This is a genomic window from Rufibacter sp. JT20002 (genome assembly GCF_056491185.1).
This window is the reverse complement of the sequence record NZ_JBSZJY010000001.1, coordinates 1,537,830-1,561,837: the sequence shown is the minus strand read 5'-3', so window position 1 is coordinate 1,561,837 and position 24,008 is coordinate 1,537,830. Positions and strand designations below refer to the sequence as shown.

The 24,008-nt window shown below is 51.7% G+C and carries 18 protein-coding genes; 9 read left to right on the top strand and 9 right to left on the bottom strand.

What is annotated here, in order from left to right:
• Positions 1-322 precede the first annotated feature (322 nt).
• Complete coding sequence (locus tag ACW9SV_RS06150; protein ID WP_479555861.1) at positions 323-1,708, top strand: D-alanyl-D-alanine carboxypeptidase; 1,386 nt, start codon at positions 323-325, stop codon at positions 1,706-1,708.
• A 93-nt stretch (positions 1,709-1,801) separates the two neighbouring features.
• Here the strand turns inward: ACW9SV_RS06150 and ACW9SV_RS06145 are convergent, their stop codons facing one another.
• On the bottom strand, positions 1,802-2,995 hold the full coding sequence (locus ACW9SV_RS06145; protein WP_479555860.1) for a C40 family peptidase: 1,194 nt from the start codon (positions 2,993-2,995) through the stop codon (positions 1,802-1,804).
• Positions 2,996-3,079: 84 nt separating this feature from the next.
• Between ACW9SV_RS06145 and ACW9SV_RS06140 the strand changes: the two genes are divergently transcribed.
• The 3 genes from ACW9SV_RS06140 (at position 3,080) to ACW9SV_RS06130 (ending at position 6,986) form a co-directional block, all read left to right on the top strand.
• Complete coding sequence (locus ACW9SV_RS06140) at positions 3,080-3,979, top strand: hypothetical protein (protein WP_479555859.1); 900 nt, start codon at positions 3,080-3,082, stop codon at positions 3,977-3,979.
• Positions 3,980-4,068: 89 nt separating this feature from the next.
• On the top strand, positions 4,069-4,548 hold the full coding sequence (locus ACW9SV_RS06135) for a GNAT family N-acetyltransferase (protein ID WP_479555858.1): 480 nt from the start codon (positions 4,069-4,071) through the stop codon (positions 4,546-4,548).
• 32 nt (positions 4,549-4,580) lie between these two features.
• Positions 4,581-6,986 carry a TonB-dependent receptor gene (locus ACW9SV_RS06130; RefSeq protein WP_479555857.1) on the top strand — a complete coding sequence of 802 codons (2,406 nt, stop codon included), beginning with the start codon at positions 4,581-4,583 and terminating at the stop codon, positions 6,984-6,986.
• A 90-nt stretch (positions 6,987-7,076) separates the two neighbouring features.
• Here ACW9SV_RS06130 and ACW9SV_RS06125 read toward each other — a convergent pair whose 3' ends face one another.
• Both ACW9SV_RS06125 and ACW9SV_RS06120 read right to left on the bottom strand, forming a co-directional pair.
• Positions 7,077-7,511 (bottom strand): lysozyme inhibitor LprI family protein, encoded by a 435-nt coding sequence (locus ACW9SV_RS06125; protein ID WP_479555856.1) that lies wholly within the window; start codon positions 7,509-7,511, stop codon positions 7,077-7,079.
• A gap of 7 nt (positions 7,512-7,518) precedes the next feature.
• Positions 7,519-8,811 carry a M20/M25/M40 family metallo-hydrolase gene (locus ACW9SV_RS06120; protein ID WP_479555855.1) on the bottom strand — a complete coding sequence of 431 codons (1,293 nt, stop codon included), beginning with the start codon at positions 8,809-8,811 and terminating at the stop codon, positions 7,519-7,521.
• Positions 8,812-9,558: 747 nt separating this feature from the next.
• Between ACW9SV_RS06120 and ACW9SV_RS06115 the strand changes: the two genes are divergently transcribed.
• Positions 9,559-9,948 (top strand): hypothetical protein, encoded by a 390-nt coding sequence (locus tag ACW9SV_RS06115; protein ID WP_479555854.1) that lies wholly within the window; start codon positions 9,559-9,561, stop codon positions 9,946-9,948.
• A gap of 104 nt (positions 9,949-10,052) precedes the next feature.
• On the opposite strand, the gene ACW9SV_RS06110 is transcribed toward ACW9SV_RS06115, so the two are convergent.
• Entirely contained in the window at positions 10,053-11,408 is a 1,356-nt protein-coding gene (locus ACW9SV_RS06110; RefSeq protein ID WP_479555853.1) for a DEAD/DEAH box helicase, read from the bottom strand.
• Positions 11,409-11,689: 281 nt separating this feature from the next.
• On the opposite strand from ACW9SV_RS06110, the gene ACW9SV_RS06105 reads away from it, so the two are divergent.
• Positions 11,690-12,193, top strand: coding sequence for a hypothetical protein (locus ACW9SV_RS06105; RefSeq protein WP_479555852.1), 504 nt, complete (start codon positions 11,690-11,692; stop codon positions 12,191-12,193).
• A gap of 87 nt (positions 12,194-12,280) precedes the next feature.
• Here ACW9SV_RS06105 and ACW9SV_RS06100 read toward each other — a convergent pair whose 3' ends face one another.
• The 3 genes from ACW9SV_RS06100 to ACW9SV_RS06090 form a co-directional block, all read right to left on the bottom strand.
• Positions 12,281-12,457, bottom strand: a complete 177-nt coding sequence (locus tag ACW9SV_RS06100; RefSeq protein WP_479555851.1) for a hypothetical protein — start codon at positions 12,455-12,457, stop codon at positions 12,281-12,283.
• 72 nt (positions 12,458-12,529) lie between these two features.
• A complete protein-coding gene (locus ACW9SV_RS06095) occupies positions 12,530-13,972 on the bottom strand; it encodes an HTTM domain-containing protein (RefSeq protein ID WP_479555850.1) in 1,443 nt (480 codons plus the stop codon).
• Between the two features lie 162 nt (positions 13,973-14,134).
• Complete coding sequence (locus ACW9SV_RS06090; protein WP_479555849.1) at positions 14,135-14,584, bottom strand: hypothetical protein; 450 nt, start codon at positions 14,582-14,584, stop codon at positions 14,135-14,137.
• 182 nt (positions 14,585-14,766) lie between these two features.
• Between ACW9SV_RS06090 and ACW9SV_RS06085 the strand changes: the two genes are divergently transcribed.
• Positions 14,767-15,171 carry a thiol-disulfide oxidoreductase DCC family protein gene (locus tag ACW9SV_RS06085; RefSeq protein ID WP_479555848.1) on the top strand — a complete coding sequence of 135 codons (405 nt, stop codon included), beginning with the start codon at positions 14,767-14,769 and terminating at the stop codon, positions 15,169-15,171.
• Positions 15,172-15,531: 360 nt separating this feature from the next.
• Positions 15,532-16,911: an alanine/glycine:cation symporter family protein gene (locus ACW9SV_RS06080; RefSeq protein WP_479555847.1), complete on the top strand. Its 1,380-nt coding sequence runs from the start codon at positions 15,532-15,534 to the stop codon at positions 16,909-16,911.
• 225 nt (positions 16,912-17,136) lie between these two features.
• Here ACW9SV_RS06080 and carB read toward each other — a convergent pair whose 3' ends face one another.
• Positions 17,137-19,950, bottom strand: coding sequence for a carbamoyl-phosphate synthase large subunit (gene carB, locus ACW9SV_RS06075; protein ID WP_479555846.1), 2,814 nt, complete (start codon positions 19,948-19,950; stop codon positions 17,137-17,139).
• A 182-nt stretch (positions 19,951-20,132) separates the two neighbouring features.
• On the opposite strand from carB, the gene ACW9SV_RS06070 reads away from it, so the two are divergent.
• Entirely contained in the window at positions 20,133-20,729 is a 597-nt protein-coding gene (locus tag ACW9SV_RS06070) for a hypothetical protein (RefSeq protein ID WP_479555845.1), read from the top strand.
• Between the two features lie 148 nt (positions 20,730-20,877).
• On the opposite strand, the gene ACW9SV_RS06065 is transcribed toward ACW9SV_RS06070, so the two are convergent.
• Positions 20,878-23,826 carry a helicase C-terminal domain-containing protein gene (locus tag ACW9SV_RS06065; protein ID WP_479555844.1) on the bottom strand — a complete coding sequence of 983 codons (2,949 nt, stop codon included), beginning with the start codon at positions 23,824-23,826 and terminating at the stop codon, positions 20,878-20,880.
• Positions 23,827-24,008: the final 182 nt, after the last annotated feature.

The following is a 24,008-nucleotide window of genomic DNA, read 5'->3' as shown; positions in this document are numbered from 1 at the left end:
ATTAATTAGATTGTTTCTGTTTCCTGTCTTTTCAAGCCGTTTTTTCAGAAAGAGCTAGGAAGCGCACATGGTTGGTGGGCTACTGTCCTTTTAGGGGGTGGAGATTGCTCGGGTAGCTTCAGCTTTCCCTCATCATTGCCCTTTGTTTCATGACTGCGGAAGGCGCTTCCTCTTGTTTTACTATTGCCTTGCTAGGGATGGTTTGTGAACCAAAATCAATAAGGAGAGGCGCAAGTGAAGAGGTAAAACATCAAATTTTTAAGCAATTTCTTGACCATCCCAGATTCTTGCACTAATTAAGGGTTCTAAACCAGTACCTGCTATGCACATCCACTTTCCCGGCTTTCGCTGGCTCACCCTCTCGTGCTTCTTCTTGTTCTTTCTGTTAGGCTGCAGTACTGCCAGGCAAGCACCCCCGGTTGTCGCAACACCAACACCTACGCCGCCGCCACCGCCTCCGTATGGCCCCGAGGTCATCAGACAGCAAGTGCTGGAATCTGAGTTAGGGAAGAACCGGTTTGTGGGTTTTGCTTTGTATGACCCTGCTTTGGGGAAAATGGTGGTAGAACACAACTCTGATAAATACTTCGTACCTGCCTCCAACACCAAGCTGTTCACGTTCTACGCCAGCCTTAAAATGCTGGGCGACTCCATTCCGGCACTCAAGTACGTGGTGCGTGGCGACTCGCTCATTTTCTGGGGCACCGGCGACCCTACCTTCGCGCACATGGACCTGAAGAACACCGTGGCCTACGACTTCCTGAAGAACCGAAAAGAGAAGTTGTACTACCTGGAGGCCCCTTTCGCTAGTACACCTTTTGCCACCAACTGGGGTTGGGATGACTATAACTATTACTACCAGCCTGAACGCAGCGTATTCCCCATCCACGGCAATATTGTGAAGTTCGCCCGCAAAGGAGGCCCCACCAAGCGCTACACCACCACGCCGGCCATCTTCAAACCCACCATCAAAACCGATACCGCCCGCTACACCCACGGGGATGCCTTCGTGCGGGCCTGGCGCACCAATGACCTCACGTATTACCCCAAACACGCCTCCGCCGATTTCTCCGTGGAAGTGCCGTTTATCCCGTCACCAGACATGGCCGTGCGGCTACTTGCTGATACCCTCAAAAAGAAGGTAACGCTGTTGAAAAAACGAGCTTTGCCAACGGGAGCCCAAACCTTCTATGGCCTTCCGTCTGATACCGTGTACAAGCGCATGTTGCAAGTGAGCGACAACCTGTTTGCCGAGCAATTGATGGCCCTTTGCTCGGGCACTTTGTCTGATACCTTGTCGGTGGAACGGGGCATTCAGTACGCGGTGAAGAACTACCTGTCAGATCTGCCAGATGCGCCCGTATGGGTAGATGGTTCTGGTTTGTCCAGTATGAACCTGTTCACACCCCGCAGCATTATCGCCCTTTTGCAGAAACTACAGCAAGAACGCCCAGTTGAACGCCTGTTGCCGCTCATGGCCACCGGCGGCAGACCCGGCACCTTCCGGGCGATCTACAAAGCCGAGCCGCCGTTTGTCTTCGGAAAATCCGGGACGTTGGCGCACGTGCACAATCAAAGCGGTTACATCATGACCAAAAGCGGGAAACTGCTGCTGTTCAGTTTTATGAACAATAACTTCAAGGTGCCATCCAGCGAAATCCGCAACGAGATGGTGCGCATCATGACCGAAGTGCACGAGAAGTACTAAGCGAACGATCCATAAAGAGAAATCCCTGCTTTGAGGCTGTTTCTACGAAACTTGCCTTAAAGCAGGGATTTTGTATGTGTTTGGCTTCTGAGATTACTGGAACAGAGCTGCCGTACGCAGGTCTATCAGCGATGCCTGCGGCGAAATGCGTTTGGCGCGCAGGAAACGTTTCAGTTCAGAAGCATCGTGGTTAGGAGCCGCAGGGTCCATGCTGTTGATGCGCACGCGGCCCGCCGAGTGGATAAACTCGTTGTTGCCAATCCACATGCCCACGTGCACCACGCGCTCTGGTTTGCCATCTTTGGCCGGTGACCCGAAGAAAAGCAAATCGCCGGGGCGCATGTTTTGGAAGCCGTCTTTGGTGTCAATCAATTCGCCTACGTGCACCTGCTGGGAGGCATCACGGGGCAGAACTAGGCCGTTCATGAAATACACGGTTTTGGTGAAGCCGCTGCAGTCTACGCCTTTAAATGAGGTACCGCCCCATAGGTAAGGTAGGCCCAACAGGCGCTTGGAGGTTTCCACCAGGTTCTGCTCGGTAGGTTTGCGGGTAGCGGCCCAATCAGTGTATTTCTGCACTTCGGAAGAGGAAACAAACGCCGTGCGTCCATCGGGGAACGATACTTCATGGAAGCTTTTGCCCTGGCCTTTCAGTACCATCACATCGCCGTACACCAGATCAGAGACGGTAGCGCCTTGGGTATTGGGTGCGGCATAGGCAAAGCCGTAAGGGTTGGTGTAGAGCAGTTTCTCACCTTGTTGCCAGGTAGTAAACGCAGCGTTGTCCATGAGCTTGATACCGCTGCCGTCTACCCAGGCCAGGTACTTGTCTGGGGTTTGCACCAGATACCAGCCGCCTTTGTGTTTCCAGACGCGCAAAGGGGTGCCCATGGTGGCCTGCGTGGCCAACTCTGCCGGGTGTTTCGGCTCAGACCGTAGGTTCGCAACCGAAAGCGTCACCACCGCAAAAGTATTTTCTTTCAACTCGGCCTGGGGCAGGACCTGGATACTGTCCTGGAAAGAGATGCCTTCTTTTTGCAGGCGCTCCAGCAAAGCCGCCTTGGCCGTGGGCATATTAGTTTCGCCAGTCAGCACGGTGCCGTTAGTTTTCACATCAAACAGAGCCACGCGTTTGTCTGGGGCAAACTGCTGCCGTACCGCTTCCACGTGCGGGGCAAAGGGCGAGGGAGCCACCGTGGCCTGCGCCGACACGGGCTCGGGAGCGGGTTTACTGCTGGAACAAGCCGCCAGAAAGCCCAGAAATAAAACAGGTAGTATATTTTTCATGCAATGGACAAACCTTAAGCGGTTAAGTTAGGGGTTTGGAGTATATCTTGTAAGGTAATTCTTAAATAAATTTAGAAAGTACTCTTGAAACAGTTTACAATAAGCGGAGGCTGCTCTCTCCTTCGTTTTCTAAGCAGACAGATTCTCTTTGGGCAAGGGCTTTTGCTCCTGTTTGTAGGGCTCAACGCCTGCGTGCCTCCTCCAAAGTCTCCTCACCAGGCTCTTACTCAACCCTTAGCCACTGCATCGGGTTCAAAAGGCAAACTCACGGGGCCAGAAATCATAGCTGCCCTGAGGCCTCTTTCTCTGGCCGAACGGGAAACTTACCTGCTGCACCAACTCTTGAAAGAAGCCAACGGCCCACACTTCCTGCGGAAAACCAAACGCGTCCCGTTGATGACGGTAAGCCCCCAGGGAGATACGTTAAGGGGATTCTGCTACCCGTTGCTGGACTACCTGGCCGTGGGCGGTGACAAGGACTTTGTGCGGATACCGTTGCAGCCCCAAACGGCGCAGGCCGTAGCAGAGGCTTGGACCTGTACGTTGCCTACCCGTAAAATAGTAGACGCCATCTATGCGGCCGCCGATGTGAAACTGGAACCGCGCCCACTTACCCAGCACCGTGACAGCGTGACCACCTTCCTGGAGCACAATCAGATTATCCAGAAGCAACTGAAGGGTAAAAGCAAAGGCCTGCTTATTGCGGGTCATAAGAAAGATGTGGTGCTTACCCCTCGGTTGGCGCGGCACGAGAAAAAAGACCGGGTCGCCATTTACGGATGGCACAGGCCAGATGGCAAGCCTATTCAGCCCTTGTACCTGGGGCATGTGGCCTGGTACACAGATTACAGTCACGGCATTAGGCTGCTCTACAATAGGTTTGAAGTGAATGGTAAGATGTACACCCTGCAGGAGCTGTTGGCAGACCCGGTGCTAAGCCGGTTGGTTTGCGATGAAGACATCTGCGAGCCGGTTAGGTACTAAGAAGTGCTGTTTCACTATGTTTTATAGCAAAACACTTCAGAATGGGAGGTGGGTTTCTTTATCTTTGCCCACCAGTACTTTTCAACCATATGACTACCGTTTCTACCCCCGCAACCGTTTCTATTTTTGACTACACTCCTATGCATGCCGCCAAATTCAGAGAGCTGAACCAAGCTTGGATTGAGCGTTATTTTGAGATGGAGGAGTTGGACCACAAATCGTTGGGTGACCCAGACGGCTACATCATTGCCAAGGGTGGCCACATCTTCATGGCCGAGTACAACGGGGAGATAGTAGGCACCTGCGCCCTGATCAAGGTGGATGAGCAAACCTATGAACTGGCCAAAATGGCCGTGACCGACAAGGCGCAAGGACTAAAGATAGGCAAGCGTCTGGGCGAAGCAGCCATCCAGAAAGCCCGTGAACTGGGCGCTACCACGCTTATGCTGCTTTCTAACCGCAAACTGGAAACAGCCCTGCACCTGTATCATAAGCTTGGCTTTGTGGAAGTACCCGATGAGCTGAAAGAATACAAGCGCGCCGATATAAAAATGGAGCTGGCGCTCTAAACCCGATCCCCATTACCTTTTATATAGCTTTTATGAAACCTTTTCTATCTCTGCTGCTGATGGTAGTGCCTATGGCAACTTGGGCGCAGAGTGCCACAGTACGGGACCGGGCAAATCTTCAGCCTTTAGTGGGCGTACGCGTGGTACCCACATTGGGCGGCAATGCACTCCTCACCGATGCCAAAGGAAGGTTCAGCACCCGCGGTTTGCAGGAGACCGACAGCCTTAGGTTTGAACGGGCAGATTACCAGTCCCGTACCTTGGCCGTAAGTCAGCTGAGAACCATGCAATACCGGGTGCTCCTCGCCGAGCGCAGTTACTCCCTGGAGGAAGTCGTAGTCTCTGCCAGTAAGTTTGAGGAGAAGCGTGCTGATGTGCCGCAGCAGATTCAGGTGTTGAAAGCCCGTGACTTAGCTTTCCAGAGCAACCAGACCACCGCCGATGTGCTGCAGCAAACCGGGCAGGTATTGGTGCAGAAAAGCCAGGCGGGCGGCGGAAGCCCTATCTTGCGCGGCTTTGAAGCCAACAAGGTGCTCATGGTTATTGACGGCGTGCGGCTGAACAACGCCATTTACCGCGGCGGTCACCTGCAGAACGTTATCACCGTAGACAACGCCTCTTTAGAGAAAGTGGAAGTGGTGTTCGGTCCGGGTTCAGTGGTGTATGGTTCCGATGCCTTGGGCGGTGTGGTCCATTTCTACACCAAGAACCCGCTGTTAGCCGACTCTGCCGGAACCCGTGTCACCGGTGGCGCTTTCGCCCGCTACGCCACGGCCAATCAGGAGAAAACCGGCCACGTGGACTTCTCCGTGGGCGGGCAAAAATGGGGTAGTTTCACCAGCTTCACCTACTCAGATTTTGATGACTTGCGCCAAGGCAAGAAGCGTAATCCGTTCTACGGTAATTGGGGGCTTCGGCCTTTCTATGCCCAGCGCGTGAACGGCGAAGATGTAATGGTGCCGAATGCCAATATCAACGTTCAGAAGTTCTCGGGCTACAAGCAGTATGATGTGCTGCAGAAGGTGCTGTTCCAGCCCTCGGCCAACACCTCGCACCTGCTGAACGTGCAGTTCTCCACTTCCTCAGACATTCCGCGCTATGACCGCCTCACCGAGGTAGATGCCCAAGGCCGTCTTAACCACGGCGAGTGGTACTACGGGCCGCAGGAACGCTGGCTTGCTGCCTATACCTTTGCCACTAAGGGCCGGGGTTGGCTGGAGAACATCCGAATCACGGCGGCTTACCAGAGCGTAGAGGAAAGCCGCCACAACCGCCGTTTCAACCGTGGCCCTTTGCAGAACCGCTTTGAGCACGTAGATGTCTATACCCTCAACGCCGATGTGAGTCGTTTGCTGGGTGAGCATGAACTCCGCTATGGGGTAGAAGGAACGTACAATGAGGTTTCTTCTCGCGCTTATGGGTCAAACCTTGCCACCGGGGAGCGAACGCCTTTAGATACCCGATACCCTAGCGGCGGATCAGACATGCGTACCGCCGCGGCTTACTTCACCCATACCTGGGAAATTAGCCCGCAGTGGATTCTTTCTAATGGCGTACGGGTGAGCCGGGTAAAACTCAATGCTGATTTTTCCGGAGACAAAACTTTCTTCCCGTTCCCGTTTGATGACGTGACCCAGAAAAACACGGCCGTGAACGGAAACCTCGGGTTGGTATATCAGCCCGGGCAGGAGTGGCGGTTTGCGGCCGTAGCTTCCTCTGGCTTTAGGGCACCCAATGTAGATGATCTGGCCAAGGTGTTTGAGTCAGTGGCTGGGCAATTGGTGGTGCCTAACCCTAATTTGAAGCCTGAGTACACGTACAACGCCGAGCTGTCCATCGGGAAAACCATTGCCCGGAGTGTGCGGGTAGACGGAACCGGTTTCTACACTTGGTACCGCGATGCCATCACTACGCAGCCTTTCTTGTTCCAGGGCCAACCTGAGATTGAGTACAATGGTCAGTTGAGCCGGGTTGTGGCTAACGTGAACGCGAATAAGGCGTATGTCTACGGCTTCACCGGTTCCCTTAACGCCGATATTACGCAGGCTTTCCGGTTGGCCTCCACGCTCACCTACACGCGGGGCCGTATCCAATCTTCTCCTAACGAGACACCCTTAGACCATATTCCGCCTGTTTTCGGGAAAACGAGCTTGTTTCTGACCTTGCCTAAGTTCCGGTCTGAGTTCTTCGTGCAGTACAACGGTTGGAAGCGCCTGGAAGACTACAATCCTGTGGGCGAGGACAACCTGCAGTATGCCACACCGCAGGGCGTACCTGCCTGGTACACGTTGAACCTGAGAACGGCCTACCAGTTCCACCCACGGCTTCAGTTCCAGGCGGCTTTGGAAAACATTCTAGATCATTTCTACCGCGTGTATGCCTCTGGGGTAAGTGCCCCGGGCAGAAACCTGGTGCTCACGTTGCGGGGCAATTTTTAGAAATCAGTCAAAAAACGAAAAACGCCTAAAAAGCGAATCGGGCCTGTTTCTTTGAAAACAGGCCCGATTCGCTTTTTAGGCGCTAGTAAATTAAAGGACTTCTAGCGTTTCCAGCAGTGATCCTAGTTCCAGCGCTCTTTGTTTCGTTAAGCCAAGCACTTTGTTTGCCCTGACCGGTTGCCACATAGTGCCCTCGGCTTTGCCGTAAGTGGCATCAATCAAGGCAATCTCTTTTTCTTTGAAGAGCACCCATTGCCTTTGGGCGGCAACCAGATTGGCCTTGGCTGATGCGTTTAACTTTGGCAGAAGGGTTTTGTACGTTGAGTTCAACCTTTTGTCCCATTGCTGGAGCGCACTGTAGGTGCAGTCGCACATGCCGGCCGTGGTTTGGTTTTCTGCTTTGTTAAGGCATTTTGCTAATTCAGTGTCAATAACGTCAGGCTTCTCCTTTTGCTGTGCGTGCGCAGAGGCGGCAAAGGCAAGAGAGAGCAAGAATGTTCCCGCTAAAAGGCGTCCCAGGCTCATGGTTGGCTTATTGCACCTGGGTTTTGTCTACGCGTGTTGGGGTCTTTTTTCCCTGCACAAAATCTTTGGCGCCCATGGCCACGGCTTTGATCATGTTGGTCATATGGGCCAGGTCTAGGCTTTCCACTTCATCATCCACGGAGTGGTAGAGTTTGTCCTTGTCTATCTGTACCGAGGAGATGGTGTGCGCCGGAACGCCTAAACGGGCCAGCGTGGCGTTGTCTGAACGGTAAAACAGGTTTTGGCTAGGGTAAGGGTCTGGATGGAAACTGTATGGGGTGCCTTTCACGGCCTGCTGCAGCAACGTCCCGAAGTTTGATTTCTCAAAACCGGTGATGTAGGCGCTGTTAGGGCCAAACTTAGAGCCCTTGCCAATCATCTCAATGTTGAACATGGCCACAATCTCATCGGGGTTCAGTTGCTGGGAGAAGTACTGCGACCCAAAGCCGCCAATCTCCTCGGCCGTGAAGGCCACAAAGATGATGGAACGCTCTGGCTTTGGTTGCTTCTTGAAATGCCGGGCCAGGGTGATCACGGCAGTAGTGCCGGAGGCATCGTCATCGGCGCCGTTGGCGATGGAGTCACCGGCCACTGGTTTCATAGTGCCGATGTGGTCATAGTGGCCCGAGAAGACCACGAACTCATTAGCCCGCTTGCCCGGGATCATGCCGGCCACGTTGGTCAGGGGCATCTCCTGCACCTCATTTTTAATCTCAATGTCAAAGGAGGTTACCTGGGTGAGAGGCGAAAGCACAAAGATGAGCGTGTTGCCTTTGCCCAGTTCCATTACCGGGCGGCTCTGCCGGAAAGACGCGGCGTAGCGCCGGAACATTTCCTGGTGCTTGGGATGCACCATCACCAACACGTCTTTGCCTAGCTTGCGGGCGCTATTGATGCCTTGTCTAAAATCATCGTTCTCGCCAATGAAGATGGGGGTAGGCGCTTTCTCTTCCCATTCTACCTTGCGGTGCACGGTGCTGTAGAAGAACTCTTCGTCTTTCAATCTGGAGCCGTTAAGCTCAATATCGGTTTTCTCGGGTTTGAGGGCGTACATTTTAAACTCCTGCTTGAAGTCTGTGTCACCGGCCAGCGGCTGCAGGCCAATGCTCTTGAACTCACTGGAGATAAAATCAGCGGCTTTCTCAATGCCGGGCGTAAACGTCTGGCGACCCATCATGTCATCGGCAGCCAGCGTACGGATGATCCGGGCTACGTCTTTCTGTTGAATATCTTTCTGCGCAAAAGCTCCCGTGAAAGGAAGAAGGCCAAGGCAGAGGGTAAGCGTTCGTTTAAGAATCATAGGTTTGGCGAAGGTAAGATGGCAACTAGATTGTGGTAAATATACTCTCTTCTCTCATACTACCGCTTATTGGTCAGGCGATGGAGGGTTTTCTTACACCTGGGCTGCAAGAACTTTGCCCTAAAGCAAAATAAGTCCTAAGGGTGTCTGTAAGTCAAAGAAGAAGTAAGGGTTTGCTTTCTCAGGATGGCTTTGTCTGTTTCAAGTGCAACCCAGAGGCTTGTTCAAGGCTGTTTTCCCTAAAGTAGGCATAAAGAAGAACGGGTAACCAGCCTTACAGTTCCATTGAAAGAACGTTGGTGGACAGAGTACCAACTAGAAGACTGGTAAGCGCTCCTATACCTCGGTTGACATCAGATTTGTTCCAGTAAGCGACCGGAAGTTTGGGGTTGAAGTTTAGGGATAAAGTAAAACTTTACAAAGATGTGCTTATGGGCGCATGAAGCTGCCAGAGCTGAAGAAGACAAGAAAAGTACCAAGTGTAAACGGAAGAGCAGAGTATTGATTTAGAGTGCTTTTAAGTAAATAAGCTGATAATTGCTATATATTATTGAAGGTATGTTTTGGAAGTGGGCCGTGTTTCTTACGGATAGTGGAATTTCAAAATAATTGGAGAAAAGTCAGAAGGGAACGCAACTATTCGGGCGCAATTTCGATAAAATGGATTCGCCGATAGATGAAATCGGCGGGCCAGGGCAAGTTGCTCTGGGCAAAAAAATGATCTATACCACTAACTTTTTTAAAATTATGGAAAATCAATTTAACAACCAGACCGGTTCTGCCGCACAAGACGCTACTTCGTATTCACAAGATTCAGCTCAAAGCTCATCTAGAAGCCAAGGCCAAAGCTCAGGACAAGGTGGAATTTTAGGTAACATCAGCAACATTCAGGTGCCACAGGCAGTGAAAGATCTAGGAACTACCGTTTCCCGTTCTTACAGCGGCATGAGCACTACCCAGAAAGTATTGGGCGGTGCAGCTTTGTTAGGCGCCTCTTACTGGGTAGCCAGCAATCAAGGTTGGATTGGACAAGCCAAATCAAAAGCCAACTTAGGTAAATTAGGCAAAAAGCAGAAAGGCGCTAAAAACCAGTATTCTTCTACAGACCAGAACACTTCTGGTAACTACGACTATTAATTTTTAGTATGTTAAAGTAGGCTGTTTCAAAAACAGCTCCTACGTAGAAACACTAAGAAACAGAAAAGCCGGTTACTTTACGTGACCGGCTTTTCTGTTTCTGGTTATCTGGAGCCTCTGTTTCCAGAATGACGACCGCCTCCGCCTTGGCTGTTGCCTTGGCGCTGCTCAGGTTTGCCTCCCTGGCTACCTGCGCGGCGCTGGTCTGGGCGTCTGTTGCCTCCCTGACCACTGCCTTGTCCGCCGCTTCTGGGGCCGCGGTTCTGGCCTTGATTCCCGCCTCCGCTAGCGCTTCTTCTGGCTGCTTTGTCGGTGGCTTTTCCGCCACCTAAAGGCAGTTTAGCGTAATCTACGTGAAACGGCTGGTCTTCTTCCACCGGAATCACCTGCTTGGTGAGTTTTTCAATGTCGCGCAGGTACGGAAGCTCGGTGTCATCGCAGAAGGAAAGAGCCATGCCCTCGGCGCCCGCCCGACCTGTACGACCAATGCGGTGCACGTACGTCTCTGGCTCGTTGGGTAGGTCTACGTTGATTACGTGGGTTAAATCGTCTACGTCAATACCGCGGGCGGCAATATCAGTAGCCACCAGTGCCTTCAACTCGTTGTTCTTGAACTGCGTCAATGCCTTCACGCGGGTACTTTGGGCCTTGTCTCCGTGGATGGACTGCGCCGAGATCCCTACCTTAGAAAGCTCTTTGGCAATGCGGTCGGCTCCGTGTTTGGTGCGGGAGAAAACCAGTGCCCGTTGTATCTCATCTCCTTTGAGAAGGTGCTTCAACAGGGCTCTTTTGGTGGTTTTATCCACGAAATACACTTTCTGGGCAATCTTCTCAGCGGTGCTGGAAACCGGGGTTACCTCTACGTACACCGGGTCCCGCAAAATGCTGCTGGAAAGTTTCTGAATCTCCTGCGGCATGGTGGCCGAGAAAAGAAGCGTCTGCCGTTGAGTTGGGATTTGTGCAATAACCTTGCGAACATCATGGATAAAGCCCATGTCCAGCATGCGGTCGGCCTCATCCAGGATGAACGTCTCAATGTGCTTCAGGGACAACAGTCCTTGGTTCATCAAATCCAGCAAACGGCCTGGGGTGGCTACCACAATGTCTACGCCGCGTCTGATCTGCTCTACCTGCGGCACCTGGCCTACGCCGCCAAATACCACGGTGTGCTTTAATTTGGTGTAACGGCCATACGCGGTGATGCTGTCGCCAATCTGCAGCGCCAGTTCACGTGTAGGGGTCAAGATAAGGGCCCTGATGGCTTTTGCCGGATGCGCCGGACCAGCCTCGTGCAAGCGCTGCAACAGCGGTAAGCTGAACGCAGCAGTTTTCCCCGTACCAGTCTGGGCACAACCCAAGAGGTCATCACCGTTTAAAACCGGCGGAATGGCTTGTTCCTGGATGGGAGTAGGGGTGGTGTATCCCTCTTCCTGCAAGGCGCGCAGCAGAGGTTCTATCAAATTAAGGTCTGAAAATGTCATTCTGAAAAGTAACGGCCCGATTGTTTATGGCCAAGCACAAAAAAAGACGCAGCAAATGGCGCCTATCCCTAGAAGACACAAAGATAGGTAAAAAGATTCAGTCTCAGTTTTTAGCCGATTTAGGGCAAACCAGGTCAGAAACGGATGGCTGCTTTTACCCAGCGCTAGGGCAAAGGCAACCTTCGGCGGCAAAATCGGTTTAAACTAGTTCCCAAGAGCAAACAGGAAGGGATTAGAATTAGCTTAACTACAAGAAACGTATGGAACCGGAAAAGACTTACAAACGCGATAAAACCACTAAAAAAGCTTCTAAGAAAAGATTAAACAAATGGCTTCGGTCGGGTATTTCAGGGTTGGCTGGTGCCGTAGCCGTAACCATTGTGCACGAAAGTGTTCGCCGCTTTTACCCCAATGCGCCTCGCATGGACATTTTGGGCATGCGGGCCATTGCGAAAGGACTGCGCTACGCCGGCAAGACCCCGCCCAACGATGATAAACTGCACACCTGGTCGTTGGTAGGAGATATTGTCTCTAACGGCCTATACTACAGCTTAACCGGAGCAGGGAAAAAGGCTTGGTGGCGTGGTTCTGTGCTAGGTGCCATTGCCGGAGTGGGCGGCGTGATTTTGCCCGGCCCCATGGGGTTAGGGGTTGCCCCCAGCGCCAGAACCAAGCAGACCCAAGCGCTTACGATTGGGTATTATCTGCTGGCCGGGGTTGTGGCCGGTGGTGTGGCTAAGTGGCTGCGGAAGGTGAAGGTATAACTCCTTTAATCTACTACAAAAAAGCCGTTTGGGGTCTGTTCGTGAAAAACAGGACCCAAACGGCTTTTCTTTTTGTGCAGGAAGTGCTTATTTCTTTCGGCCCGAGCCGCTTTTTTTGCCGCCGCCGTCTTGTTTGTTGATGGTGGCCCACGCCCGTTTCTCCGCCTCTTCTTCGCTGAGGCCTCGTTTCTCGTAGCTTTCCTCTATGTGTTGGGCTTGCCGCTTCTGTTTGTCAGTATAGGCAGATTTGTCTCCTTGTGGCATAACGTCTTGCTTGGGGTTTACTGAAACAAGTTTTTTATACGATTAATACGAGCAAGCCGAAAAGGAGTAGGCTTAAGGTTTGCAGTGGCAGAGCACCTCGCGCCTGATCGGCTCAGTTTTATAGTCTGGCAGCGTGACCTCCTTCATATAGATCACCGACAGCTCATTGATTTGTTCCTGCTTCGGGTGATCCTCATTCCAGCGGCGCATCAGGTAAAAGCAGTAGTAAGGTCGCATGTACTCATTGGGGACAAACAGGTAGTTTTCTGAGTACTTACGCCAGCGGTCGTTCTTGAAGAGGCTCACCACCGAGGCCGGCTTGACCGTGTCTGGCTCTTTCCCTTGCTGGTTCAGGTCCACTTTGGTCTGGCTGTTGGTGATTCCTTCCAAAACGTACCATCCGTCTTCTTTGAAAACATTGGGAGCAAACATGCTCCAGTTCTGGTCTAACCTGGGGATGAGGGCTGCCCAGTGTAGCCTTTCCGGTACCTTGAAATAAGGTTTGCCCAGGGTGCTCAGGTTCCACCAGAGGGCCAACACCAGCGCCACCAACACCAAGCCTTCCCGCATGTATTTAAGTTGAAACTCATCGGCCCATTTGGGCTGGTTCCATTTAAGGTTGACTTGAAGCTCCACGGGTGAGCGCATGCCGCTGCCCAACCTGGCCCAACGTCTATGCAGTTTGTTGTACCCGGCCCGTAGGTAGCGGTCTACCGTGTCCATGACCGGAGTGGGCAGCAGACCAATCACTGCCGAGATGCTGATGAGGTAGAACAGGCCAACAAACAACGAGAGACTGATGCCTATGTGCAGCCCCACAATGGCCACAAAGAAAATCATCCTGAACCAAGTGGTACGCCACGGGATGAGCAGAATAAACGGAAGGTACAGCTCCAGGAAATACGTGGCATGCGTGAGTTGCTTCATGAGCAGCGGAAACTGGTAAAGAATGCGTCCGCCAGGCATCAGGATTTGGTCTATGCTGAGGGCGTAGTACAAAGCGGTGCCGTCTGTGGTCCAGTCTGGACCGCTTTTAAGTAAAGCCGTGAACACATAGACCCACGCTACCTGCAGAATGTAAGCCGCCGTGGCTACGCTTAGGTAATGAGGAGAAGTTTCTGAGCTGAGCGAGCGCCGGGCGTCTATGGAGTAATGCCGGTGCCAAGGCAGGAACATGCCCCAAAAAAGCAGCATTCGTAACAGACTATCGCCGGATTGAGTAATGAGCGGGTTTCGGTTCTGCAAGGAAAGCAGCAAGATCCAGGAGACAAAGGTGGCCCACCGGGTGTGATACCCCAGCAGAAGGCAAATGGCGGCTATCGCGGCAATGACAAACAGAATCAGCTGAAACTGCCACAAACCACTGAGGGCATGGAAAGAAAAGAAGTACTGGTTCCAGGCGTTGGCGTGCAGCACGTGCAGGGGCAGAACGCCCATGTTGGAATAATGCGCCTCCATGTCAGAAGCCCTGATGCCAATGTCTAGCAGTAAGACGCTGGCCACCCAAATTCGCATAAAAGAGAGTGCCCGGGTATCTGTATAGAATACGCGATGCAGATACTGTCTAAGTAGATGCATAGAGTTGAGAGGATGAGAGGGAAAACAGAAAAGGCAAAACCAACGGGCCTTGCCTTTTCTGCAATACAGGAACGTTCTTAAGAACGTTAAACAAGCTTATTAGCGGCTGGTAGTGCTGCCAGTAGTAGTTCCGGTAGTAGAACCAGTTGTGCCGGTAGTTCCGGTAGTAGTACCAGTAGTGGTGCCGGTGGTAGTACCAGTTGTGCCAGTAGTACCGGTGGTGCCGGTTGTTCCAGTGGTAGTTCCGGTAGTGGTACCTGTTGTTCCGGTAGTACCAGTGGTGGTTCCAGTAGTGGTACCGGTGGTGGTTCCAGTAGTGGTACCGGTGGTAGTACCAGTAGTGGTTCCGGTGGTGCCGTAAGTAGTACCAGTGGTTCCAGAAGTGGTGCCAGTAGTACCAGAAGTAGTACCGGTGGTGGTGCCACTTTCAGTGCTCATGTCAGTTGAAGTGGTGTCTGTGGTCGTTTCACCGGTGCCAGAGCACGACGTCAATGCCGAAGCTGCGGTCATAGCGGCAACTGCGAACAGGTTTACAAATGTCTTTTTCATAGTTTTGACAGGTTAATGAATGGTTTTACTAATTGGTTTCCCTTTTCAAGTTCATCTTTTACGCACGCTTCTTAGAAAGGTGCCATATTTCATCAAAATTTATTCATACATGGGTTGGAAGAGTGCCTGTTTTCTAGCTTTTTACGTATAAATACTGGCAATTCTACCTAACCTAAACGCCTATGCTCCCTTCCTCGCCAACCATTCTTTTTGATGGTGTCTGTAATCTTTGTAACGGATTTGTACAGTTTGTGATCAGAAATGATGCAAAAGAATACTTCAGGTTTGCTTCTTTGCAGTCAGAAATGGGGCAGGAAGTGCTGAGAACGTACGGTTTGCCCACTGAGCAGTTCAAAAGTGTTCTGGTAATTGAAAACGGAAAGCTTTACACCCGATCTTCTGCCGCCCTCAGGGTGGTGCGGCAATTAAGTGGCGGCTGGTCTTTGTTGTATGCTTTCGTGCTAGTGCCCAAGTTTATCCTTGACCCTTTGTACGATTATGTCTCCCGGAACCGGTATCGATGGTTTGGGCAACAGGAAAGCTGCATGTTACCTACCCCTGCCTTGAAAACCCGTTTCCTTTCCTAAGTGTCTGTATTTGTGTAACGGATTAAGGCAAAGTCTGTCACATAAGCGAATCAGCAAAAGCCAAGGTGCATTTTGTCGCCTACTTGTGTGTCATTCTTTGTCAATGCTCCCATTGCAATCTAGCATAAGCAGAATCTAAGAAGGGTAAGTAAACGCATACCTGTTTCACCTTCATTCTTCCAAAACAGGCTGTAAACAGAGTTATCTCTTCTTCCTTCTAAACACGGTAACAGCTACATTTCTCTACTTGATCTATAGAATTTAAGGTTTTTGCCTTGGTTTGTTAAAATAACCCAGAAACAGCCATTACTTTTGCGCCCTACTTTACACAAACAGGTGCGTGTACTTTATTAAAACGTAGTGGAAAAAATAGATGCTTTTCTTGCCGAGGCCAGTAGTTTGGCCTGGGGCATGCCTTTGTTGATATTGTTGATGGGTGGTGGCTTGTTCCTCATGCTCTTCTGCCGCCTAATCCCCTTCCGGATGATGGGACACTCCATCAGCATCATACAGGGAAAATACCAGGACCCCAACGCTCCCGGGCAAATCACTCCGTTTCAAGCGATGGCCAGCGCCCTGGCCTCTACCATTGGCATGGGCAACATCAGTGGGGTAGCCGTAGGGATTGCCATGGGCGGACCAGGCGTGTTGTTCTGGATGTGGGTGAGTGCCTTTGTGGGCATGGCTACCAAGTTCTTCACCTGTACGCTTTCCATCATGTATCGTGGCCGCAACGAATTAGGTGCCGTGGAAGGCGGACCCATGTACATGGTCACTGAAGGACTAGGTAAAAAGTGGAAGCCTTTGTCTATCCTATTTGCCGCCGCTGGTTTGATTGGTACCCTGCCACTATTTCAAGCCAATCAACTTACCCAAATCATCACTGATGTTGTCCTAAAACCCAGCGGCGTAGTAGGCGATGATACCTTTATCTCTAATCTGTTCATGGGTATGGCTATGGCATTGTTGGTGTCCATCATTTTGTTTGGTGGCCTGAAACGGATTGCCGCCGTGGCTACCAAACTGGTACCTTTCATGGTGGTGCTTTACACTGGTTCGGTGCTCTACATCATCTTCTCCAATATAACCGCCGTGCCTGATATGTTCGCGCTTATTTTTGAGGATGCCTTCACCGGGAATGCCGTAATGGGTGGAGCCGTGATGCAGGTAATCATCATGGGTGCCCGCCGCGCCTCCTTCTCCAACGAAGCCGGGATTGGCACCGCCGCCATGATGCACGGCGAGTCGCAGAACAATGAGCCGGTGCGCGAAGGACTAGTAGCCATGTGGGAGCCGTTTATTGATACTATTGTGGTCTGCACCATGACCGGTTTAGCCATTCTGGTGACCGGCGTTTGGGAAACCAATTCTGGCAACGGGGTCTCTATGACGGCTCAGGCGTTTGGAGTAGCCATGCCGCAGGTGGGCAAGTACCTGCTGGTGATCTGCGTATTCATCTTCGCTTTCACCTCCTTGTTCTCCTACTGCTACTACGGCTCCAAGTGCTTCACCTACCTGTTTGGGTTCAAGTACCGCCGTGTGTATGACTACTTCTATATTCTCACCATCATCATCGGCGCAATTGTCACCATTACGTCCGTCATCAACTTGATAGATACCGCCTTCGCCCTTATGGCTGTTCCTACCATGACATGCGCCCTGTTGCTATCCCCCAAAGTGCTGGCGGCTTCTAAGGATTACCTGGCGAGGCTAAGGGCTGGTAAGATCCAGCAATTCTAAAAAGAACTAAGTAGTATTTAACAAACCGTTTCAGGGCTGTTTTTATAAAAGCAGCCTTGAAACGGTTTCTTTTTACAAATACTCCCGCTGGCGCGAGCTACAAGCTCGCGCCAGCGGGAGACGTTTCAATGCCTACTTTCTGAAAATAGGCCAAAAAGAAAAGGGCTGCTCCATTGGAACAGCCCTTTGTATTACATCGTGCTACTTGATTCGCACTACTTGAAATTACTTACTCAGGTACAGGTTACGCTCTGAGTACACCTTGGTGAAGTAATCGTCTTCCAGGTCATCAATGAAGTAGATGGCTTCGCCGGTTGACTTCATTTCTGGCCCGAGCTCTTTGTTCACTTCCGGGAACTTGCTGTGCGAGAATACTGGTACCTTGATGGCATAGCCCTTTTTCACCGGATTGAAGGTGAAATCAGTTACTTTTTTCTCACCCAGCATTACTTTGGTGGCGTAGTTCACATACGGCTCCTGGTAGGCTTTGGCAATGAACGGCACGGTACGGCTGGCCCGAGGGTTCGCCTCAATGATGTACACCACGCCTTTTTTGATGGCGAACTGGATGTTGATCAAACCAACTGTGTTCAGGGCCAACGCGATTTTCTTCGTGTACTCCTCAATCTGACGAATCACATCTTCGCTTAAGTCAAACGGAGGCAGCACGGCGTACGAGTCACCGGAGTGAATACCGGCCGGCTCAATGTGCTCCATGATGCCCAGGATGTGCACGTTCTCGCCGTCACAGATCGCATCGGCCTCGGCCTCAATGGCACGGTCTAGGAAATGATCCAGGAGTACGTGGTTGCCCGGGCTGTCTTTCAGGATGTCCAGTACCTGTGCTTCCAGCTCTTTTTCGTTGATCACGATCTTCATGTTCTGGCCACCCAATACGTAGCTAGGACGCACCAGCAGCGGGAACTTCAGATCTTTGCACACCTCCAGGGCCTCCTCAGCAGAAGTTACGCTTGCGAACGGAGGATACGGAATATCGTTTTCTTTCAGCAGGGTAGAGAAGGCACCGCGGTCCTCGGCCAAGTCAAGGCTTTCGTAGGTAGTACCCATGATCTTGATGCCGAAGCGGGTCAGTTTCTCCGCTAGCTTCAGCGCAGTTTGTCCACCCAACTGCACAATCACGCCTTCCGGTTTCTCGTGCAGGATGATGTCGTAAATATGCTCCCAGAACACCGGCTCAAAGTATAGTTTGTCTGAGATGTCTGAATCTGTACTTACCGTCTCAGGGTTACAGTTGATCATGATGGTCTCGTACCCGCACTCGCTGGCGGCTAGTACACCGTGTACACAAGAGTAGTCAAACTCAATGCCTTGCCCGATGCGGTTAGGGCCTGAACCCAACACCACTACCTTTTTGCGGTCAGAGACAACACTTTCGTTCTCGCCATCAAAGGTGCTGTAGTAGTAAGGCGTCACGGCCTCAAACTCGGCGGCGCAGGTATCAACCATCTTGAACACGCGCTTGATGCCCATACTCGTGCGCTTCTCGTGCACTTCGCTTTCCTTGCAACGTAGCAGGTACGCCAGCTGTCTATCAGCGAAGCCTTTCACTTTGGCGCTGCGCATCAAGTCCACCGGAATGGTATCAAGGGTGTATTTCAGAATCTCACGCTCGGTCAGCTCCAGCTCTTCAATCTGCTGCAGGAACCAAGGATCGATTTTGGTTACTTTTTGGATGGTGCTGGTAGCTACGCCGAACTTCATGGCGTCTTTGATGGTGAACAGGCGGTCCCAGCTTGGGTTCGCCAGGCTGTCCATCAACTGGTCGTAGTTGGTTTTCTCCTTGCCATCAGCACCCAGTCCATTGCGCTTAATTTCTAAGCTTTGGCAAGCCTTCTGTAGTGCCTCCTGGAAGGTACGGCCAATGCCCATTACCTCACCCACAGATTTCATCTGCAAGCCCAGTTTCTTGTTAGCGCCTTTGAACTTGTCAAAGTTCCAGCGCGGTATTTTCACAATCACGTAGTCCAGCGCGGGCTCAAAGAACGCCGAGGTAGTCTTGGTGATGGAGTTTTTCAGTTCATCTAAGTTATAGCCAATCGCCAGTTTCGCGGCCACTTTGGCAATAGGGTATCCGGTCGCTTTAGAGGCCAGCGCCGAAGAGCGGCTCACGCGTGGGTTAATCTCAATGGCAATGATGGTGTCGTCCTCGGGGTTCACCGAAAATTGCACGTTACAGCCACCGGCAAATTGCCCGATGCCCGCCATCATTTTAATGGCCAAGTCACGCATCTGTTGGTAGATGGTGTCTGGCAGGGTCATGGCCGGGGCTACCGTGATGGAGTCGCCGGTGTGGATGCCCATTGGGTCAAAGTTCTCAATAGAGCAAATGATGATCACGTTGCCGATGTTGTCACGCAACAGCTCCAATTCGTACTCTTTCCAACCCAAGATGCTTTGCTCTACCAGAACCTCGTGGGTAGGGCTGGCGTGCAGACCGCGGGTCAAGGCCTGGTCAAATTCTTCCGGCGTGTTCACGAAACCACCCCCGGTTCCACCCAAGGTGAACGACGGACGGATTACCAGCGGGAAGCCAATTTCCTGAGCAATTTCCTTGCCTTCTAAGAAAGAGGTAGCGGTGTTGCCTTTGCAGACGTTCACGCCTAGCTCAATCATTAACAAGCGGAATTTCTCGCGGTCTTCTGTGGTCTCAATGGCTTTGATGTCTACGCCAATGATTTTCACGCCGTATTTTTTCCAAATACCAGCTTTCTCGCAGTCAATCGCCAGGTTCAACGCGGTCTGTCCGCCCATGGTAGGCAGTACCGCATCAATTTGGTGCTTCTCCAGAATCTCAATGATTGACTTCTTCTCCAGCGGCTTCAAGTACACATTGTCCGCGGTGATGGAGTCGGTCATGATGGTGGCGGGATTTGAGTTGATGAGGGTAACCTCAATCCCCTCCTCGCGCAGGGAGCGGGCGGCTTGGGAGCCAGAGTAGTCGAATTCGCAGGCTTGCCCAATAACGATGGGACCGGAACCAATGATTAAGACTGACTTAATGGAATTATCTTTCGGCATTAGTAAAGCGGTATGTATAAATTGCCCAAAGTTAAAGCAGAAAGTTTAAAATCAACTAATAAACTGCCTTGGGCGGGTGAATTATTCAACTTTTTTGTTCAAACTAATTGGAAATCAATTAGTAATCAGAAGCCGATTTTGAACATCAAGACAGCCGGCGATAGTTCACCGGATATATAGGAATGAAGAAATCAATTCTTTTAGCTGTAATAATAATATCCAATGCAGCTTGTGTGGTTAGAGAAGGAAGTACAGAGGTAATAAAATCTGGCGATGGATATTCCATCACACAAGCTGACTCATTGATTTTTAAAGAAGGAGATGTAGTTGCATTCCGTTATGATTCCACTAGGTATGGCTCTGGATTCGTTGATGAGATTACAAAGGATGAAGGAGGGATATGGTACAAGCTTATCTTCTCCGATTTACAAAGAAAGACAGTTCCTAACATTGAGGAATTTAGGAGTTCAAGAGTTTTTGGTAGGAAAATACTCTCTAGTCTAAACACAAAAGGGTATGAGATAGGACTTGATGGAGAGTTTATTCTTGATTCTTGTATTTATAGCAACAAAGCGAAGTTTGTCTTAATAGGGCGGATCAAACCTCTGAAAGAGGAGTATTACGAAGGTTCCTATGGCGCATCTTCTGAGTATGCAGATTTTATAAGCAGGTACAGATTAGGCCTTGAAAACCGAAGAAATCCGCCGGAAGACTATAAAGACGTATTAAATTCTAAGAGGACGGAGGAATACTTTCCTATGTCTGCTTTTACTAAGTAGTCAATCGTAATAGAAATCCACTATAGGGAAGAAGTAACTTCTATGACTTCTATTAGAGGTATCATAAGGCACGGAAGTAACTTCCGCGCTATAGATGGAGAATAAATGTAATTTCAGGCCAGTTTTCCGGAAAGCAGGCCCAAAACGATTAAGACTGTGAAAACGATACTCCACGGCGCTCCCACTCAGAGGCCAACTCCAGCTTGGGCAAAAGGGTTTTTAGGAGCCAGTTTTCCATTTCTTCCCCGGCGTGGAAAGGCGTGATGTCCACGGGTAGTTCGTCTTTGAGGTGTTGCATGCGGGCCGTGTGGTGTACCCGGGAATCCAGAATCACAAAAGCGCCTTTGTCTTTCTCGCGCCGCACCAGCCGCCCGAAGCCTTGTCTAAGTTTGTGCTGACTGGCCGGATAGTAAAACTTACTCCAGAAATAACCGCCTTCCACTTCTCTACGGTGCGCCACCAGCGGATTCCCTAAGGATGGATTTGGCAGCCGAAACACAATTACCTGCGAGAGCGTGACACCCGGGAAATCCACCCCAGACCACATGCGGTCAAGGCCCAGCAAAACGGAATGCTCTTCTTGCCGGAACCTTCTGATTTCCCACAAACTGGTGCCTTCCTGCTTGAGCAGTTCAATATCATAGGCGGGCAGGCGTGGGTGCAGCCAACGGTAGGCATCTTCCATGTCGCGGCGGCTGGTGAAGAGCACCAAGGTTCGGCCATTAAGGGCCACAATGCACTTGAGCAGCGTTTCCATAGAGGTCTGCAGCCAAGCCTGTTTCTGGTCTTGGGGCATTTTATGCTCGTAGCAGGGAATAAACGCGGGCACCACTGCGTGTACCTTTTCCTGCTGCTCATAGTTAAACGGAGAGAGGTAACGCACTTCCTGCTCAAACGGCTCTTGGCGGCCCAGTTGGTTTCTAAAATATTGCGTGTTGCCGCCCACGTACAGCGTGGCTGAGGTGAACAGCAGACTAGGATACACGTTCTGCAGTTTGTCCATCTCGTCTTGGAGGTAGTACGGCATCTTGCTCACTGACCAGTTCTGGCCGTTTTTCTCCAGCACATGTATCCACTTGCGGGCCGGGAAATCGCTGGTGATTTTCAAGAGCGAATCAGCGAACTCGGCGGCTTTTTCTTTGTAGGTTTCCAGGCGGCTGTAGGTCTTGTCCTCGGGCTTTTTAAGGAGCTTAAGGATGCGGTCTATCTTGCCGGCCACAAACTGCACAGCCGTCAAGAGTTCCTGCAGGGCTTGTTCAATGTCGGCGCTGAATTCTCTTTTAGTCCAGCGGCCGTTTTCTACCAACGCGACTTCCTCCTGCCACCGCAGCTCCCCTTGAATAGGGAGGGCCTGAATCAGTTCGCCGCTGGCTCTGATGGTGGCGCAGTCGCGGTGGATGGAGTCAATTTCGGCTAGCACCAGTTGGGCGGTTTCGGTGTCTGCCTGGTTGGCCACCTTTTCCGCCACAATGTCCAGAAAACCTTTGCGGTAGTCTTTGCCCAGTAACGGACGCAGAAGCCGGGCTTCCATCACGGCCAAACTGAAGTTCATACTCAGGGCACTGCGGGCGAAATCAGGGAACTGGTCGGCCTCGTCAATGATGCAGTGCTTGATCAAATCCGTAAGCTTGGGCGGCAACTGCAGCAGTTTGTGGTGGTTCGTGACGATGATATCGGCGGCGTAGGCCTGCTCCATGTGGCGGGCATACGTGCACTTGGCGGGTTCCAAGCACAGTTTAGGCACACAGACTTCCTGGGCGTTCGCCTCAGAAAGCAGTCGGTAGGTGTCCGGTAAGATGGCCCTGATGTTGTGCGGAATCTCTTCCACCTCGCCTTGGGTATGGTGCACGCGCAGTACCAGGTAGAGCCAGCTCAGCCCTTCCCGAATGGTGCCTTTCTCCTGTACCACCAGCTCGTCATACAAATCTAGCAGCGCCGAGATGCACAGGTAGTTGTTCTTGCCTTTCACGATGGCAGGCCGCAAATGCGCGTGTAAACCACCCTTGAACCGCAGGCGCGGAATCTCGCCCTGCATGACCTGTTCCTGCAGGTTTTTGGTAGCCGTGGCCACCACTACTTTGCGGCCGGGATTTAGGCGCAGCAGCTCGGCGGCAGCCATGAGGTAGCCCATGGTTTTCCCGGTGCCCGTACCGGCCTCGGCCACAAAGGTCCCTTTGTCGGTGAGAGCTTTGTTGCAGAATTTGGAATACTGCATCTGAGCGTACCGCTCGGGGAGGCCGTGTTTCTTGTACCAGGCGTGCAGGGCATCGTGGATGAGTTGGTCAGATGGTTGGGCGATGTCTACGCGGGGCTTTACCGTGGGCGCATCAGGTACGGTAGGGAGCCAAGAAGTGAGCAGTTCCCGCAGGTGAAAGGGCAACACGGGTACCTGGGTGGTGGCAGGTGGCGTAAGCCAGTGCAAATCCAGCGGCTCCAAGGTTTCGATGTGCTCGGCGGCGTGCAGCAAGGTGCGCCAAGCGGTGCCCATGAAGATGGCGCCTAAGTCCAGCACCTGCCGAAGGAGCTGCATGAACAAAGTAGGTTCGCCGGGCTCATTCTCGGGCGTGCTGGGAATTTTCTGCAACAACACTTCTAGGAGTTGAAACAGGTGCGTGTGCAGCGCCGCTAGCGCCACGTGCATGGGCTGGGAGGCCGGTTTCTTCTGGGCGGCGGTGGAGCGGGCCACCACATCGCCTATCTCCATGAGGTTGAGGTGCGGCAGAAAGAACGAGGACAGCACGGCCAAATCGGCGCAGACGGGCGGCGAGGTCATGCCTGCCAGGATATAATGCTTCAGCCAGGTTTGCTCGTGCCGTTCGTGGAAGAAAAACACATGCGTGAAAGAACTCAGGTAGGCCTGCACCTCGGCTTTCTGCTCTTGCCAGGTGGGGGCGCCTTTTGCCTGCTCCTTGCTGATTCTAGACTGTTTCTGCACGCTGCGGCCAAACTCCGCCTCGGGGTTGATAAACCATTCCTTCAGCCCCGCATTCCCCTTCTGCAAAGACAATATGCCCACCTGCAGCAACCCATGTTTGGAACCATAAGGGCCGGTGGCAAATAAATGCAGGATGGCAAAGGTTGGGGAATCAGCTTTCATCAGGACCTCGTTCACTCGTCTAAGCAGAACTACAAAGGTACGTTATGCTAAGGAATTTGCAGTAAAATAGTGGTTGATGCTAAGCTGTTTAGAGAAGGTGTGTTTTGGGCTTTTTTTGATTAAAACTCTCCTTCGCTGGCGCGAGCTTCTAGCTCGTGTCCGCACGCATTTCTTATTTGTCA